16 protein-coding genes are annotated in these 16,156 nt (G+C 41.2%); 6 read left to right on the forward strand and 10 right to left on the reverse strand.

The features are described from left to right. The 3 genes from VIN08_RS09285 to VIN08_RS09295 all read left to right on the forward strand — a co-directional run. Positions 1 to 1,620, forward strand: a 1,620-nt coding sequence (locus VIN08_RS09285) for a S8 family serine peptidase (RefSeq protein ID WP_331963569.1), incomplete at its 5' end; no start/stop codon positions are given. 118 nt (positions 1,621 to 1,738) lie between these two features. Beyond that, on the forward strand, positions 1,739 to 2,140 hold the full coding sequence (locus tag VIN08_RS09290; RefSeq protein WP_331963572.1) for a hypothetical protein: 402 nt from the start codon (positions 1,739 to 1,741) through the stop codon (positions 2,138 to 2,140). Between the two features lie 60 nt (positions 2,141 to 2,200). Further along, entirely contained in the window at positions 2,201 to 2,776 is a 576-nt protein-coding gene (locus VIN08_RS09295; protein WP_331963574.1) for a hypothetical protein, read from the forward strand. Positions 2,777 to 2,798: 22 nt separating this feature from the next. On the opposite strand, the gene VIN08_RS09300 is transcribed toward VIN08_RS09295, so the two are convergent. From VIN08_RS09300 to VIN08_RS09310, 3 genes are all read right to left on the reverse strand, one after another. Further along, positions 2,799 to 3,587 (reverse strand): DUF5995 family protein, encoded by a 789-nt coding sequence (locus VIN08_RS09300; protein ID WP_331963577.1) that lies wholly within the window; start codon positions 3,585 to 3,587, stop codon positions 2,799 to 2,801. 120 nt (positions 3,588 to 3,707) lie between these two features. After that, positions 3,708 to 4,124, reverse strand: coding sequence for a response regulator (locus VIN08_RS09305; protein ID WP_331963580.1), 417 nt, complete (start codon positions 4,122 to 4,124; stop codon positions 3,708 to 3,710). Beyond that, positions 4,102 to 6,075: an ATP-binding protein gene (locus VIN08_RS09310; protein WP_331963583.1), complete on the reverse strand. Its 1,974-nt coding sequence runs from the start codon at positions 6,073 to 6,075 to the stop codon at positions 4,102 to 4,104. Before VIN08_RS09310 ends, VIN08_RS09305 begins: the two co-directional genes overlap by 23 nt. A 673-nt stretch (positions 6,076 to 6,748) precedes the next feature. On the opposite strand from VIN08_RS09310, the gene VIN08_RS09315 reads away from it, so the two are divergent. Continuing rightward, positions 6,749 to 8,185, forward strand: coding sequence for a serine hydrolase domain-containing protein (locus tag VIN08_RS09315; RefSeq protein WP_331963586.1), 1,437 nt, complete (start codon positions 6,749 to 6,751; stop codon positions 8,183 to 8,185). A 271-nt stretch (positions 8,186 to 8,456) separates the two neighbouring features. Here VIN08_RS09315 and VIN08_RS09320 read toward each other — a convergent pair whose 3' ends face one another. The 3 genes from VIN08_RS09320 to VIN08_RS28625 all read right to left on the reverse strand — a co-directional run bounded on the left by VIN08_RS09320 (position 8,457) and on the right by VIN08_RS28625 (position 9,852). Beyond that, complete coding sequence (locus VIN08_RS09320) at positions 8,457 to 9,398, reverse strand: carboxypeptidase-like regulatory domain-containing protein (RefSeq protein WP_331963588.1); 942 nt, start codon at positions 9,396 to 9,398, stop codon at positions 8,457 to 8,459. Continuing rightward, a complete protein-coding gene (locus tag VIN08_RS09325; RefSeq protein WP_331963591.1) occupies positions 9,350 to 9,559 on the reverse strand; it encodes a hypothetical protein in 210 nt (69 codons plus the stop codon). Before VIN08_RS09325 ends, VIN08_RS09320 begins: the two co-directional genes overlap by 49 nt. A 71-nt stretch (positions 9,560 to 9,630) precedes the next feature. Further along, the gene (locus VIN08_RS28625) at positions 9,631 to 9,852 is read right to left on the reverse strand and encodes an HTH domain-containing protein (RefSeq protein ID WP_414693267.1); all 222 of its coding nucleotides are present in this window, start codon (positions 9,850 to 9,852) and stop codon (positions 9,631 to 9,633) included. Between the two features lie 405 nt (positions 9,853 to 10,257). Between VIN08_RS28625 and VIN08_RS09330 the strand changes: the two genes are divergently transcribed. After that, the gene (locus tag VIN08_RS09330) at positions 10,258 to 11,031 is read left to right on the forward strand and encodes a hypothetical protein (RefSeq protein ID WP_331963593.1); all 774 of its coding nucleotides are present in this window, start codon (positions 10,258 to 10,260) and stop codon (positions 11,029 to 11,031) included. Here VIN08_RS09330 and VIN08_RS09335 read toward each other — a convergent pair whose 3' ends face one another. Then, positions 11,032 to 11,418, reverse strand: coding sequence for a hypothetical protein (locus tag VIN08_RS09335; RefSeq protein ID WP_331963596.1), 387 nt, complete (start codon positions 11,416 to 11,418; stop codon positions 11,032 to 11,034). 299 nt (positions 11,419 to 11,717) lie between these two features. Then, positions 11,718 to 12,554 carry a hypothetical protein gene (locus tag VIN08_RS09340; RefSeq protein WP_331963599.1) on the reverse strand — a complete coding sequence of 279 codons (837 nt, stop codon included), beginning with the start codon at positions 12,552 to 12,554 and terminating at the stop codon, positions 11,718 to 11,720. 327 nt (positions 12,555 to 12,881) lie between these two features. Between VIN08_RS09340 and VIN08_RS09345 the strand changes: the two genes are divergently transcribed. Then, the gene (locus tag VIN08_RS09345) at positions 12,882 to 14,786 is read left to right on the forward strand and encodes a M23 family metallopeptidase (protein WP_331963602.1); all 1,905 of its coding nucleotides are present in this window, start codon (positions 12,882 to 12,884) and stop codon (positions 14,784 to 14,786) included. A 141-nt stretch (positions 14,787 to 14,927) separates the two neighbouring features. Here VIN08_RS09345 and VIN08_RS09350 read toward each other — a convergent pair whose 3' ends face one another. Together VIN08_RS09350 and VIN08_RS09355 are read right to left on the reverse strand one after the other, a co-directional pair. After that, the gene (locus VIN08_RS09350; RefSeq protein ID WP_331963605.1) at positions 14,928 to 15,242 is read right to left on the reverse strand and encodes a putative quinol monooxygenase; all 315 of its coding nucleotides are present in this window, start codon (positions 15,240 to 15,242) and stop codon (positions 14,928 to 14,930) included. A 97-nt stretch (positions 15,243 to 15,339) separates the two neighbouring features. Continuing rightward, positions 15,340 to 16,017 carry a type 1 glutamine amidotransferase domain-containing protein gene (locus VIN08_RS09355; protein ID WP_331963608.1) on the reverse strand — a complete coding sequence of 226 codons (678 nt, stop codon included), beginning with the start codon at positions 16,015 to 16,017 and terminating at the stop codon, positions 15,340 to 15,342. Positions 16,018 to 16,156: the final 139 nt, after the last annotated feature.

Below are 16,156 nucleotides of genomic sequence, written 5' to 3' on the forward strand. Positions count from 1 at the left end.
GCGTTACATGTGGCTGATGCCATTGTATCAGCTATAACAAACATGAATGCGGGCGATGTACTCTTGCTGGAAGTGCAACGATCGTTCCTGCCAACAGAAACGGATAGTGCCGACTTTGATGCGATCAGGCTGGCAGTAGCCAATGGTATAGTAGTGGTAGAAGCCGCGGGTAATGGCGATACAGATCTCGATGCCTGGACCAATGGCGGTGGATTAACGATACTCAACCGGGGCAGTATAAATTTCCGCGACTCCGGTGCTATCATGGTGGGTGCATCGGTTGCTACTACACCGCACGACAGAGCGTGGTTCTCCAATTTCGGTTCGCGTATAGATTGCTATGCGTGGGGAGAAGATATAGTTACAGCAGGCTATAGCAATCGCGATTCGATGACTTCACTGGGAGGTGATGGCACAGCTACACTCAACGATGACTATACCAGTACCTTTGGAGGCACAAGTGGAGCTTCGCCTATTATAGTTGGTGCCGCACTAACCCTGCAAGGTATGTATAAAGCTACTGCGCTAACATTACTGTCGCCTTTGCAAATGCGCACGTTGTTATCCGATCCGGCAACGGGTACACCACAGGGAGGTGGCGTTGCCGGAAATATAGGTATAATGCCGAACCTGCGGGCTATTATTGAAAATACGCTGGAGATCACAGCCGATGTATACCTGCGCGATTTTGTAGGAGATATAGGCGCTGTGCCCAGCATTGGTGCTATTAGTGCAAGTCCTGATATTATTGTTACTCCTAACGCAGTAGCTAATCCGACAACGGCCTTTGGTGAAGGCAGCGGAACAGAGAACTCCAACACACTTGGCTCTACTGTGGAAGCCGGACAAGATAACTATATATATACCCGTATAAAGAACAGGGGTGGAAGCGCTGCCAACGGTGTTACCTCAACGGTATATTGGAGTGAAGTGGCCACACTCGTTACACCCGATATGTGGAACCTGATCGGTACATCCAATCCTATTAATGTTCCGGTGGGCGATACCATGGTAGTTACCGATGCTATAACCTGGCCTGCTGCTTCTATACCGGGTGAAGGACATTATTGCTTTGTAGGTATACTGAATCATCCGCAGGATGGAGCACCGCCTATACCATCACCGGGAAATTTTGACTGGAATGATTTTACTAACTTCATTCGTAACTATAACAATGTTACCTGGCGAAACTTTAACGTAGTAGATGTCGATCCGAACGAGCCGAACGCTACGATGCAGTTTTACATTACTGGTGCTCCTGATAAACGAAGAGCATTTGATATAGAGTTGATGCGTGCCTTGCCCAAAGATGCCAACCTCTGGCTAGAGATGCCTTATAATCTGTTTGCCTTTATGAACCTGCGCGGTATAGAAGTAAAGATCGATCGCAAGAAACAAGTAGCGCGTGTACTGTTACCACACCTGAGAAAGATCAAGCTTTGCAACATGGTGTTGCCAAAAGGAGCGAAGTTTAAATGCCAGTTTGTAGTATCCGGAGGCAAAGGCTACGAGCATGGCATGCACCACATCGCTATAGGGCAGTCGTACGGAAACCTGCAGGTAGGCAGAATTACCTGGGCACTAAAACCAAAATCTAAAAAAGATAAAACAAGACTATAAAGTGTGCATGAGGGATTGACGAGGATGTCAATCCCTTTTATACTATATATTTTTTGTTCACTATATTGACAAGCAATTAGAAATTACTATATTCGTATATATAGAGCCCATCGATCGCTTGAAGAAGCGGTGGATGGGCTTTTTATATGAAGTATACTTTAGAGTTGTCATCAATTTAAAACAAAAAAATATGTCATTGCTTCTTGTAACAGCGGCCGGAAGTCCACTATTTGATGATTTCCTGGTCGTGGTATCTGTAACGTCCTTTGACGGTGCTCCTGCGGTTGGCCTAAAGCCTTCTAATTTTAAAGTATATATGTTAGCAAGCCTTAATCACGCGTCTGTTGACCAGCGTACCATCAGTAAAGCTACTGAAGGCCCTGGAGGTTTTTATACGCTGCAATTAAAGAAGAGAGTTAGTCAACCTAAGCTTCCTGCGGGGCATTACGTCTTAGGTGTTACAGTTACTTCTGGAAAGACTGATAAGGGACAGACAACCGCTACTGGCAATATACCTTAAGAAAGATCGATGCTATAGTTTGAAGTTTATTTTTTTCCTAAAATCTCTAGTTGTTCGTCAATGTTCTTTCTTGTACAAGCCCAGCCGTATGAAGGTTTGAAGAATATAACCGAAATTGTTCATAATGTTACCGTCATACTAGCATTGATCGTTGGCGCTATATGGACATTATATACTTTCTCGTCTCTTCGAGCCAGGCAAAAAGCAAAATTTGATCTATTTCAGCAGGCAGTTTTAGACATCACAATCGACTGTAAACAGCAGCATGTTGATGCTGATGACGAAGATTATATAGTTGCTCAAATTAAAATTGTAAATAAAGGTAATCGAAATACCTTTCTTAACTTTGAGAAAAAACCTTCCCTAGAAATTTATAAGGTTCGATTTGACAAGGATGGTATCAGTTATCTGGAAAAACTGATAGAGCAAAAGAACGTTGTGTATAAATCTGTAGTGCTGAGAAGTGGTGCGACATGTGAGATTCCCGTTATTGTTAAAATACCAAGTAAAGGATTTTATACCCTATCGTTTCGAGTTCATCTCAATGAAATAGAGTTTGGTGAACATTTAAATTCAGGCGGACCAAATTTGGCCGATATTTATTGGAGAGGTTCCGCTAGTATATTTATTGTTTGAAGTTAATGCGGGGATCGTGCATTCAATCCCTAAAAGACAAATACGTCTTCCTATGCTCATGCAAAACCTGAATGATCTTTCTTGGATTACGCCATTCGAATAGGTGTATAATCCCGAGTGTAATTTTTACCAGGCCTGCGGGGCGAACGAGTGAGTCTGCTAATTTCCTGATGGTGTTGCTGCGAGTAAGTATACAGGCATCAAACTCCTGACCCTTTTTTGTGGAGAGGTCTTCAGCAAAACTCCAAGCACCATCGCGGGCGTTGGTAATACTGAATTGAATAAGGATGGTATCATTCGTTGCATGTAACCCGAACAGGGATAGTAATGGCGATATTCGGTTAACATCTTGCAGCACTTCAAATGTCATCGCACCGAGTATATCGTTAATGCGGTTGAAATCATTATGTATACTCCTGATGTCTTGCGTGCCGATAACCTGTACGGCTGCTATACCGAGATCGAGATTAATATGAGCGTTCATTCCTAATAGCAAATGCTGTAATAACAATCGGGAGTTCTTCTTTGAATTGTTAAAGGCAACCAGCCAAGGAGCCGTTGGTATGTCATTCTCTTTCCATTGTCGAAGGGCTGAGAGGTATCGATTGGCGAAGATCACATCGAACTTCTCCATGCGCGCGTTGTCTTCAAATTCTTTTTTGAGAATAGCATCCTTTACCCGCACCGTTACTTTATGATAGAGACTGGCAAAATAACCAATACGATCTTTTGTATTAGAGCATTCATGAATCAATTGTTCCAGTTGATCGATAACTTCATCGATCGTGCGAGCTTCTTTATGATGTGTCACCGCTAATGATTTTAGTTATTCCAGGGTATATATGATTTGTAGATTCCGATGATTTCGAATTCAAACAACGCAGGAATCTGTATTAAGATAGAAGGTAAAGCGGGATTAACCAAGCGCTCATTACGCAGCCTCGTGCTTTATAAGAGTTTTGAGATTGCCTTTGTCGAGTGGTTTCGAGAGGAAGTCGATTACCGGTTTATAGGTTCGGGCTTTTGTTATATCGTTAATGTCAACCGATGATGTGAGCATGATAACCTTTGTTCTTTGTTGTACTAAGGGTGGCAGTTTAATAAACTCATCGAGGAAATCCCATCCATCCATATCCGGCATATTGATGTCGAGAAAGATGAGATCAGGAAGTTGCGCGATATCTGTTTCTGCCCACTGCCTAAGTTGTTTCAGTGCTATAGCAGCATCGATATAAGTACTGATGCGAACGGAAGGATAATTAAAATGTATAATCTTTCTATTCACGATGTTCGTTACATGATCATCGTCAATCAGCATAACATGACTACTCCGCGGTGCTTCTTCCATGACTTGTGGGCAGGTATATATTAAATGTACTTCCTTCGTTCGGATTGCTTATTACGTCAATCTTTCCATTGAGTGACTCTACTTGATTTTTGATAAGACATAAACCAATGCCTTTTCCGGGAACAGACGCAGGACCAAACCTCTTATATAATACAAATATCTTTTCACCATTCCTGGCCAGATCTATTCCTATACCGTTATCCCTCACCGTTAAACAAATTCCTTGCTCATATAAGTTTGTTGCTATGTATATTTTTAATGGTACATCCGGCATTCTGTATTTGATAGCGTTGGAAAGTAAATTGTAGAAAATGCTGTTGAGATAACTTTTTACCGTTACAACTCCTTCAGCCTTACTAAAATCAACTGCTATATCAGCCCGGCTTTTCTGGATTTCATCATTTAAAAGTTTGAGTACACTTTTCAGTTCATCGTTGAATAAAATATACTCATACTTCTCTTCAATATTACGGGCTGAGATAATACTGCTGATATCTTTAACAATCTCATCAAGTTGAGCGGTAGCCTCTGTAATTTTTTCTACAATCATAGAATGGTCACTCGCATCCTGGTGAAATATACTGGATAGTCCCAGTATCCTGGCTATAGGGCTTCGCAAGTTGTGAGATACTACATACGAGAATTGCTGCAGATCATTGTTCCTTGCCTGTAAGCGCTCTACCGTAGCCTGCAATTGCGCATTCAGCTCTTGTATATCTTTCTCTGCCTGCACACGTTGTGTAATGTCTATTCCCATACCAATCAAATACGTCTTGCCATCAAAGTAGGCTACGTTGCCGGTGAAGTAGTACGTGATCTTTTTTTTGCTTTTGGTATATAGGTGCGCTTCTACATCAGCGCGTCCTTCCCTGAAAACCGTATCGATCTTTTCGCGGAGTAACTCTTTTTCATCCTTCTCAAAAAAATCGAGCGGATGCATACGTTTTACTTCTTCCGCAGAATAACCGGATATAATTTGAAAATTCCTGTTCCACCGGAAAAATCTCCGGTCCTTATCATACAGGTAAAATATACCCGGCAGACTATTGATGATAGAATCGGAAAGTTCTTTCTCCATCATTAACTGGCTTGTTCGGTGATTCACCAGTCGCTTTAGTTTTTCCGGCTGTACTGTTATATACCAGGAGAATATACCACCTACAATAGAGAACAAAAGTCCTAATGCCGATAATCCCCATACATGTGTATAGATCTCATTTTGCTTTAAAGAAGTTACATACAATTTCCATTCAGTATTGGGAACTTCTATAGTAACAAAGTCATGTTCATTCGGGATATTTCCACCGGGTAAGAAAAATTCCTCGCGCCCATCTTCCTGGTGAACACGCGAAAGCTGATAACGAAAATCATGATTACTATCGATATCTATACCTGTAGCTTTTATGAGGCTGGATAATTTGATGAGCACTGCAGCGAATCCCCAGAATTTTCCATCCACAAAAATCGGCTGGCGACCGATTACGGCTACACCACCTTGCACAAGATTAACGGGCCCTGCAAAGTAGAAATCTTTTCTGCGTATAGCGATGAGCGCGCCACTATGCCGAACAGTATCATCCAGAATATTATAGCCCATGGCCGCTTCGTTGCCACGCAAAGGGTATACATGTGTAATAACACCACCGTGAAGCAACTCGATAGCGTCTGCGAGCGGATTTGTTTTGAGAAGTTTTTGTCCGATGCTATCAAAGTTACCGGGCACGCCATACTCTTCCACGATAAACGCCAGCGTTCGTGTACTCGAAAGGCTATTGCTTAATGTTATGATTACTCTTTCCTTTTTGGCATTGGCCTGGTTGGTGAGTCTTCGTATCTCGGTTTCCCTTGCCGATCGATACCAGAAATACGCCAGGAGTTGTGTTAAGGCTGCCAACACGAGAAACATGCCCAGTCCTACAATAACGGGTTTCTTTAAATTGCGTAGTCGCATGCGAAGCCTCATTTCGGTAATTCAATATAAACGATCCCTTCTTCGCCAGAACCGAAGTGATTCGTGAAGGCATGCTTGCTCATTAGAGTCCTTTCCAATCCATGAGAGCAGGCAGCAGGATATAAACCAGTCGCTATTAACAAGGTAGCTAAAATTACAGGTGAAAACAATCGGTGAAATTGGATAGTTGGGGGAGGGTATGTTACTCCAAAATATACCCTATGAACCCTCAAAAATCTAGTTTCATACACGGTTCATACTTTATCCATGCTTTATCCATGCCTTATCTATACTTTATCCATACCGGATGTATGCTGTATCTATACCAGGCGAAATGCGGGTATTTACATGAATATGCCGGAGTAGGTCATTCTGGTATATTTTGGTACGCAATTACCTGATAGAGGTTTGGCTTGTTACTCCCTTGTATTAAGTTACATGATCAGACCGATCAAGGTGATGGCGTTGTGCTATTTCTTGTTTAAAAAGGTATATTCGACCGCTTTTTTTACAATAAGATTTATCAATGATTGGGCGAATAGTGTATTCTGTCATACGTTGTAAGCTGTCCATCTATAGGAATTTGTTCGAAATTATGAATTGTAGTAGCATTACTTTCAGCCTGGCGTATATGCCGGGCGTTGTATCGAATCAAAACGAAATAATAAACAACATGAAAAGACTGTTAGCATTAACCCTATTGCTGCTATCACTCAGTACCCATACAAGTAAAGCCCAGACGCTGCCGAAAGATGTTGACAGAAAAATGGATAGTTTGTTCTTCAACTATAATTCTGAAACACCTGGCGTTTCGGTGGTGGTTATGGAAGGAGGGAAGATCATCTTTAAAAAGGGTTATGGAGCCGCCAACCTGGAATATGGAGTACCGGTCACTTCTAAAACTGTTTTTCACATGGCCTCGGTGTCGAAACAGTTTACTGCTTTTTCTATATACCTGTTAGAGAAGCAAGGCAAGATTTCAATGGAAGATGATATCCGGAAATACTTTCCTGAATTACCAAATTATGGAAAAACTATAAAGATCAAACACCTGCTGGCACATACCAGCGGATTGCGCGATCAATGGGCACTGCTCACATTAGCCGGTTGGAGTATGGAAGATGTTATTACCACCGAGCAGATACTGACATTGGTTGCTAAACAAAAACAGTTGAACTTTGAAACAGGCACTGCCTTTGGCTATAGCAATACAGGCTATACACTTTTGGCTGAACTTATAGCGCGGGTTACAGGACAGTCGTTCGCGACCTTTGCCAAGGTAAATATCTTTGATCCGCTGCAGATGAATGATACGCAGATCTACGATGACTTTCACAAGATCGTAAAGAACCGCGCATATTCATACGAAAAAGTGAAGGGTACAGGTATATATAGGAAGAAAGAATTGCATTACTCCACTGCTGGCCCAACCAGTTTGTTTACTACAGCGGAAGATATGGCAAAGTGGGCAAATAATTTTGATAACCCCAAAGTGGGCGATGCAAAACTTATAGCAGCATTTAACAAAGTATCGTTATTCGATAATGGCAAACCGGTTGTATGGTCAGCCAGCAGAAATGATACAACATACCACGCGAAAGGACAACTGGTGTGGAAATACAATAGTCTCGACATCTTTAGTCACGGAGGGCACGATGCAGGATTCCGGATTTGGCTGGCAAGATTTCCACAGCGTAACGTTTCAATCATTACGTTGAGCAACGATGAACATTATGATATTCTGAGAACAGGATTGAAGATAACAGACCTGTATTTTCCCAATCAACCGAAAGACCCTGTTGCCTATAGAGCTCCAAATCCTGTTCAGGATGAGCCGGAGTATAGCACTGATTTTAAGAGCCTTGTAGGAGATTATTATAGTGATGAATTGTCTATCCGTTATACTGTAAAAATGCAAGACGATAAACTGGTTATGACTCACAACCGACTCGGCACGATAGAGCTCACGCAAACAGGGGATTATAAGTTTTCGGGAGTAAACAGCTTTGGTTTTGATCTGGAGTTTCTGAAGACCGGAAAAGAGATCACGGAGTTTAGTATTTCAAACTTTGGAGCGAAGAACGTAAAGTTCAAGCGCGTGAAAAGCTGACTTTCAGAAAGCGATCTGATATTGATATACTTATTTCGGTATGAAGAAGATATATACTTTGTCTACCAATATGTCGTGAGCTTGCCTACTATTTTGCCCGTTTCATTTTAGGATGGTTGCATTGCCGATTCATTAAACGATCCTTCATACGACAGTTCGGTAATTTGGAAGAAGCCTTGAAATGGTATGCATTGGTGCTGGTATAGTTGCAAAGAGTAGGTATATATAGCCCGCTTCGGAAGCAATCTGGAGCGGGTTTACTTATAAGATATTATTTAATTTCCAGACCAAAATTGAAGTTATATACCATTGATCCCGTAAGAAATGGTTGCCAGTCATTTTCATAATCTTGCCTAATCCAACTGGCCGAAGTGAGGGACCGATTTGTGAAGGAAGCTTTGTATTGAATATATTTATTCTGGTCGTTAGAGCTAAAGGGGTTGAAGTGATCATCACTATAGTATCCTAGAAATTCCAAGGCAATAAAAATGCCGTCAGGAGGAAGTGGTATATTTAGTGAATCAATATCAAAAGTTATTTCAGCCCGCTTTTCCGGGACTTCCTGAACAACGTTGTGCGCTAGAATTTCTTTTCCCGGACCATTGTGATTGGTATGCTCATACAGTTTAAGTCGTACGAGCAACTTGTGAAACTGAGGTTTTTGGTCGTATATCCATTTTACTTTCGATAGCATGAAGTATACTTTGGATATGTTGCCATGACGTTGTTCTGAATTTGCTATATATAGGGCAGCAGCATTTACACCCGCATAGGCACCCGATCTTTTCTCCCGATACAATCCCAAATTAATAGCATGTGTCTTTTGCTCTTTTGAAGAGACCATAACTTCCGGAAGTTGTATAGCATCTTCCTCAAGAAATATTGAATCAGTCATATACAGACAACTATATATGGCTTTCTTATAACCGATAGCCGAGATTGCCAGCGAATCCGACTGGAGACAGTTTATAGTAAAACTTCCGGAAAGATCAGTATACGTTCCGTTACTGGTGTTTCTGATGGCTATAGATGCCAGTTTTATAGGTTGGTGATCGTTGGCTGATACGATTGTTTTTTTAATGGTTATAGTTTGAGAGAAACATACAGAGCTTACAAAACCAATAACAACGGACAAGAGGAGTCTCCTGCCCGTTGATAAAAGCATTAATTGCAACATGGCCCGCAAGTTGTTTCTGATTTTACTTTTATCCATAGTCTGTACGTAGTTACCGTCTGGCAAATTGTTCCATTCTGATAGGCTACAATTTCGCCAGCCTCCTTGCCCCAGAACTTTGCTTCTGCATGTTGTGTGAGACAAAAGGTAAAGATGATGATTAATCCAGACGTGCTGAGATACTTGATGTACTTTTTCATTTACTCTTGTTATTTGGTGCTTAGAAATATTTGCAACAAGAATAGACGACCTGGCGGAAAGTAAATTTCCGTTAGCTTTTTGTGTTATCTGTTTTTTCTTCCATAGTATATTTAAATTCTCTTCGTGAATATTTTATCTTATAGCCTTTTCTTCGCAAATCGCCAATCATCTTTCGGATAGTTCTCTCTGTACATTCGAACTTGTTCACCAAATCATGAGGAGATAATAATTGTCCTTTTTTAATAATCTCCAATAGATATTCAAGACGTTGCGAGTATGTAAAGAAATCCATATAGCCTGCATTCTCTTTGTGTGAATGTAGACTTTATAATGTAGGTATATATAGTGTTTGCATAAAGATATTTGCATGACGCTTTTTCGAAGTGACCCGTAAATCTATATGTGGTATCATTGATATTTATACTATATCCCGTAATGTATAGATGTCTGGGCTTGGCTATAAATATGTTATAACTTCTATTGGATAGCAGTTACTACTGAGGGACGCAATGATAGCGTATTTTGTTTATCGATGGATTGCAAGTAAACTTCTGATGCCCGGACTTAATGCCTGTTCAATAATTGCTCCGGGTAAAAACTTAGTTGTTCCACTCCCTGAGCCCCTTGCTATATTTCTGTGGGCGGTTATTCAATCATTTCCTGATTTACTATATTTCCTGCCGGAAAGTATAAATAGATGAACAAAGTTAAATCGTTGCCTGCAGCAGGATGGATGGTTGTCGTAATTCTGCTGCTGGTTATTGGGTGCAGTAATTCGAGTCAGGAATCATTCGGTAATACGATTAATAGCTTCTGCGAATACACGCTGGAGCATCCCGATCAAAAAGAAGCCATCACCCAAACGCTTCGGAAAAAGGTAGTCCGGTTCACTGACTCAGTAAAGGTTCTCACAGATTGGAAAGGTAAAGTCGACTATATTCATATCTATAGCAACGATAAGCGCGTCAACTTTGGTGTAACGATACCGTTGACCGATACTACATCCCTAAGTCTTTCAGAGTCAAAATTCTTCGAAGATGGTCCGCTATATCATTCTCTGCAAAACCTGAAGGTGGGGGATGAGGTTTACTTTGATGGTCTCTTCAGATACTCGACTACAAGGGACATTAACTTTTATGTTGATCCGATCGAACCCGCTGGTATACTAAACGCGTGCAGGTGTGGCATTGTATTCGAGTTTTTAAGGATGGATACTATTCCTCGTAAATTCAGCAAGAGCTTTCTGCAGAAGCTGGAGCACGTGAACTCGTTTTACGATGAGCTATCCGAGCATACACACACTAAAAAGCCTTCGGCTCAAGACAGAGAGGAGATGCTGTCTCATATAGCGAGCGTGAAGGCTGATACGCTCGGACTCACAGCGGAAGAGAAGTACTATTACAACGACTATGTAAAGCTGATTCTCTGGAAGCCGCGGTATGAGCTTGAACATTTGCAATCTCTCCAATAGTTACTCGATCAGCTCGAAGAGACTAGAATTCAGAGGTAAATATACTTCGAAGTCTTTCTTTGTTCGAGGATCGTAGAACATGTTTGTTATAGTGAGTATCCAGCCGTTATCTTCCGGTGACTTTTGGCTACTGATATAGGTGGTCTTCAACCAGTATTTATTTAAGTAGGCAGGATGTTGTGTCAGCTTGTTTTCGTCTACAATTATAGATTTGATTCCCTTTTTCTTCAGCTGCTTTTTTAATTTTTGTGGATACTCGACTGCATCTTCTTCCGCGAATGTTTTGCTCTTGCCCATTTGCTTCTCTGTGAGCCACGACTGATTTGTTAATCCTGTTGTGTCAGTACCATTCCGGGCGAAAGAAATGTTTCTGGCTTTATTTTGCATTTCCAAAAGTCTTTCACCCGAATATCTTATTATCACTACAGTGTCACTTAAATCTATAGGTATAAACTTGTCTTTGTTCTTTTTTAATTCCTGCAATTCATCTTTTGTTAACTTGTCGTGGCGGTTAGCATGGACCTGTGCAAAAGATTGTGTCGAGATTATAAATAGGAGGGAAACGAATATATTTCTCATGAAGTACTTAATTTGTTAATCTATCTCCAGGATGCGTGAGTTACAGGATTTCCATAAGTCAGTAATAACTTTTGTAAAAAAAAATAATAGCAAGTCTCAACTAACTTCTAAAAGTATTCAATAACCCGCTCAGTTGTTAGATATGTATCGCGCGATTCGGTGGTTGTTCTTTTAAGCCAGTTTCCGGTTGTATCCATTGTTATGGTTGTTTTGCTTTTGCGCTTGTTTTGAATCTGATCTTCCTGCACAACATTACCCTGGCTATCGAATGTATAGCGAATGGTTGTTAAATACTTACCTGAATTTTCATAGACTGTATTGGTTGTCTTTTCCGTTATCTTTTTATACTGATCATATTTATAGCTGATTTTTATGTGCGTGTCTCCTGACTCGTGTTCTTGTGTATGGTTGATCAGATTTCCAAAGTTGTCGTACGCAAAGGTTTCTTTCATGTCGTGATTTCCTCCCATGTGCATGTTATACCTATCCATCTGGATTTCTCTTCCATTCTTATCATATTGATGAGTATATCTGCTCTCCAGTTGATTGTCTTTATCGAAAATTTTCTCCTCTATTCTATTACCATCCTGATCATAATAGAGCATGTAGGTAGTGGTTATTGCATTATTTGCATCAAGGCGTTCTATCCTGGTTAGAATATTATTGTTATATACATACTTTTGGCGATCTACCAGTTGCGCGAATTCCCAGGTCTGCTCTTCCACTATATAGCCACCGGAATTAAAGACTATCAATTCTTTGATTTTACAGTTTTTTTCTCCCGACTTTTTCATCACTCTGCATTGCTCTTTACTAATAGATTTTACACGCCCCTTCAGTTGCATCTTACTCCAGTCGTTGACAGGGTTAACATGGTTTATATGCTCATTGTTAAATGAACTGAAGAATACAAGGGCTGCTATAGAAAAAGCTTTTAGTAACATGATATTTGTGTCGCTGCTAACATACCAATATAAGAGCATTATACCTGCATTTATAACAGTTAAGGTGATAAGATATTGTCAATGCTCACCTGCAAATAACATTATCATCTTTCTGAAATAGATATCCGGAAGATTGACGATTTTTTACAATGTTTCAATATCAGAGTTTCTTCAACTTCGGACTCGTAACGGAGATTATTGAACGGATATCCACCAGAAATCTACCCGTAAAAAGTTTAGCGAAACCATGTCGTTGGAGTATCTCACAGCAGAACACCATTGGCGGTTATTATATACAGTTAACTATAATCTTTAACAAATTCTATTATGCCCAAACCCAATCTTACTATTGCAGTAGAGCCCGTACTGGACAACAAACTGCGTTATCTTGCTCAAGCCCCCTCATTCAATGGCGGTATAGCAAGATCAAAAATTATTGTGCGCCTGCGCATTACCAACAACGAGAATAAGAAAGTGCAGGTAACACACATTGCCTTTCACTTTCCCGATAGCAACATTCCCAAGAAAGGGATGGAAGCCGTGACAAAAGCAATTGCCCCTGACGACAGACCGGGTGAATCAACGATCGATATAAACGGCTGGATTAATCCACATATAACTGCCACCTGGAGTAATGGCACGGTAAATCTGGATGCTGATGGTACACAACAGGTATTTAATCAATGCTATATCGATAATCCTGCGCCCAAGAAAATATCCATTCATGTGCAGTGTGCTGATTTTAGTGAGGTGGTGGTAACCAAAGATTTTGAGATGGCACCCTATACATCTCCCACTACAGAAGGTGCCTTTCTGTTTCCCTTTAGTGTAGCGGATATAAAGAGTGGTGAATATTTTGTAACCCGTAGCGAACACTGGGCAAATGAAGGTGCTTATGGTTTGCAGATATATGCCCACGATGTATTTCTGGAAGGCAGTGTTAATGGTGAGAATATCAGTCCATATAAAGATGGTATTACCAAGCCGACCAAAAACGCTGATTTCAGAATATGGGGAGTTCCTGTCAGGGCAATGGCAGATGGAATTGTTATTGAAGCTATAGACGATACTCCTGCCAATACCTATACAGGAGAATTTCCTCCGTCTCCCGTGCCAGATCCTAATCACGTATGGGTAAAGCATGGCGATGTATATGTATACTATACGCATTTTCAGCAGCACTCTATTCCGGCAGAACTGAAGCCCACAGCGCAAAATCCAAAGCCTTTTGTACGCGCAGGCGAGATGTTAGGCAGAGCGGGTAATTCCGGAAGAGCCTCCGGTCCGCATACCCATGTGCAGTGTTCTTACGGAGCTCAGAAGGGAGTGCTTATACCATTTCCTTTTCGAAAGGCATGGATTGTAGATAAAGAAAAATCTGACCCACCTAAAAATAACAGCAAGTGGGTAAGACTCGATGCAGAGGGTATTCCAAAAGAATATGTAGCTATATGGCCGGAATCTACCTGGCCGGGTTTTAAAGTGCCAACGGCCGGAATTACCGTACCTGGTAATTGGGATTACAAGTTTTGGAAAAGCGATGATCTCGATTCGTTTAAAACGAAAGTAAACGCCTATGCTGGTGATGGATATCCCATAACGTATGCGTCCAGTTTTTTAGATAATGGTCACAGACGATGGGTAGGTATATTTCGTAAGTCGAATGACAAAACCCATGACTGGGTAAGCAACAATTGGAGTAGTTTTATCGAAGAAGCGAACCTGCAGCACAATGACCATGGAAGGCGACTCATCCATGTACATGCCTATGATGACGGAGGTACCATAAAATATTATGGTATAGCACAGGTTGGTACCTGGGGCAATACCTGCTGGATGAGTGATGGTTGGGATTCCTTTAAAGCAAAGGTAAGTGAACTGGCGCACGATGGCAGAGCATTAGTGTATGTCTCTAATGTTGTACTAAACGGATCAAGACAATGGATCGGTATTGCCAGAAGTGCTGACTATACTACAGAACTTTTTTATAGCACAAGTTTAACAGAATTTGAAAGTAAACTTGATTCGTACAAAGAGCATGGTAAATATTGTATTCACATGTTTCCCTATAACAATGGTAACGAACATCGTTGGGCCGGGATTGTTAAAAAAATGGACGACCCTGCAAAGATGTGGCAAAATTCCAACTGGGATAGCTTTGTAGAAGTAGTAAGGTATGCCCAACAAAGTCAACAGCGAAGGCTGATCGGTCTTGAATTTCCTCAGTATTAGTTAACAATGCTAAGCGGCATGATGTGCTGGATGTTTATTCTATAGAACATCCACGGGCATCATGCCGCTAATGCAAACTATATCTGTGAAATTAGATAAATCATAGCATCGTGCAACTAACTATATAAAGCTATATAAAGCCTATAGCGTACGATCAAGATTCAACTCAGATGCCAGAATAACTTCGCGACTTTCAAGATTGGGAATAATTTTGCCGAGAACCAGGTTCTGAAAGTATTCTGAGTTACGGTGCTCTTCTACGGCCGTTGCATCGCTATAGCCTTCAAACAATATCAGGGTGTTGGCATTCGAATTACTTTGATGCACTTTGTAAAATATATTTCCTTTTTCCTTCTTACTTTTTTCGGCTACCTCGGCAAGGAGCGTGAGAACCGTATCGAGCTGGCCTTCTTTTACCTGCCATTTGGCAAAGGTATATACAGGTATCTGATTCATGATTTTAAATTTAGATTGCTAGTGTAATAGGTATATTTCTGTTAACTATAATTCCATTGCTTCTCCCTGCAATGAAAGAAGCAATGGAAGAGGTGATCTATACTTTGGATTCCAGAATGGCAACCATCTTTTCGCCTACACCTTTGGCAGATGCCGGGTTCTGACCGGTTACAAGGTTGCCATCGGCAATACTGTTGGCCGACCACGGTGCTGCGGCATGAAAGATAGCGCCCTGTTTGGTGAGGGCTGTCTGCAAATCGAAAGGCACATCCTTTCTGGCATAGTTGTCTTCTTCAGCTGTTGTAAAGGAAGCTATATTCTTGCCCTTCACGATGTAAGAACCATCACGCAGTTTTACGTTGAGTAAAGATACCGGACCATGACATACAGCTCCTACAACAGCGTTGCGCTCGTACGTTTCGGCAATCACTTTTTTAAGCAGCGGAGCTTCCGGCATATCTACCATAGGAGCAAGACCACCGGGCACAAAAACAGCATCATAGGCACTTACATCTACATCCGCCAGCTTCTTTGCTTTTTGCATATCAGCCCAGCCTTTGCCGGTTAAAAACTTCAGGTTGTCAGGATCATCAGCCAGGTTCAGTGCATCCAGGTAAGGAGTGTCGCCCGATAAACTGGCAAAGTCTATTTGATAGTCAGCTTTGTCAAACTCAGCATAGGGGTGCGCTACTTCGGGTAAAAAGTTACCGGTTCTTCTATTGTTCGGGCCAATCACATTGGTGTTTGAAACGATGATAAGAATTTTCTTTTTCATGACTTTAAATTTTTAATGGGTTTAGAAAATGTTTTGCCGTTGATCAACTTGGTAAGACAAAACTACCATCAGAAGGTGCCCGAGAGGAAGGAGCGAAGTCACAAAAAAAGTGTGACTGGAATCACACTTTCGAAGCCGG

The sequence above is a fragment of the Ohtaekwangia sp. genome (assembly GCF_036568665.1).
Classification (GTDB): Bacteria; Bacteroidota; Bacteroidia; order Cytophagales; family Cyclobacteriaceae; genus Ohtaekwangia.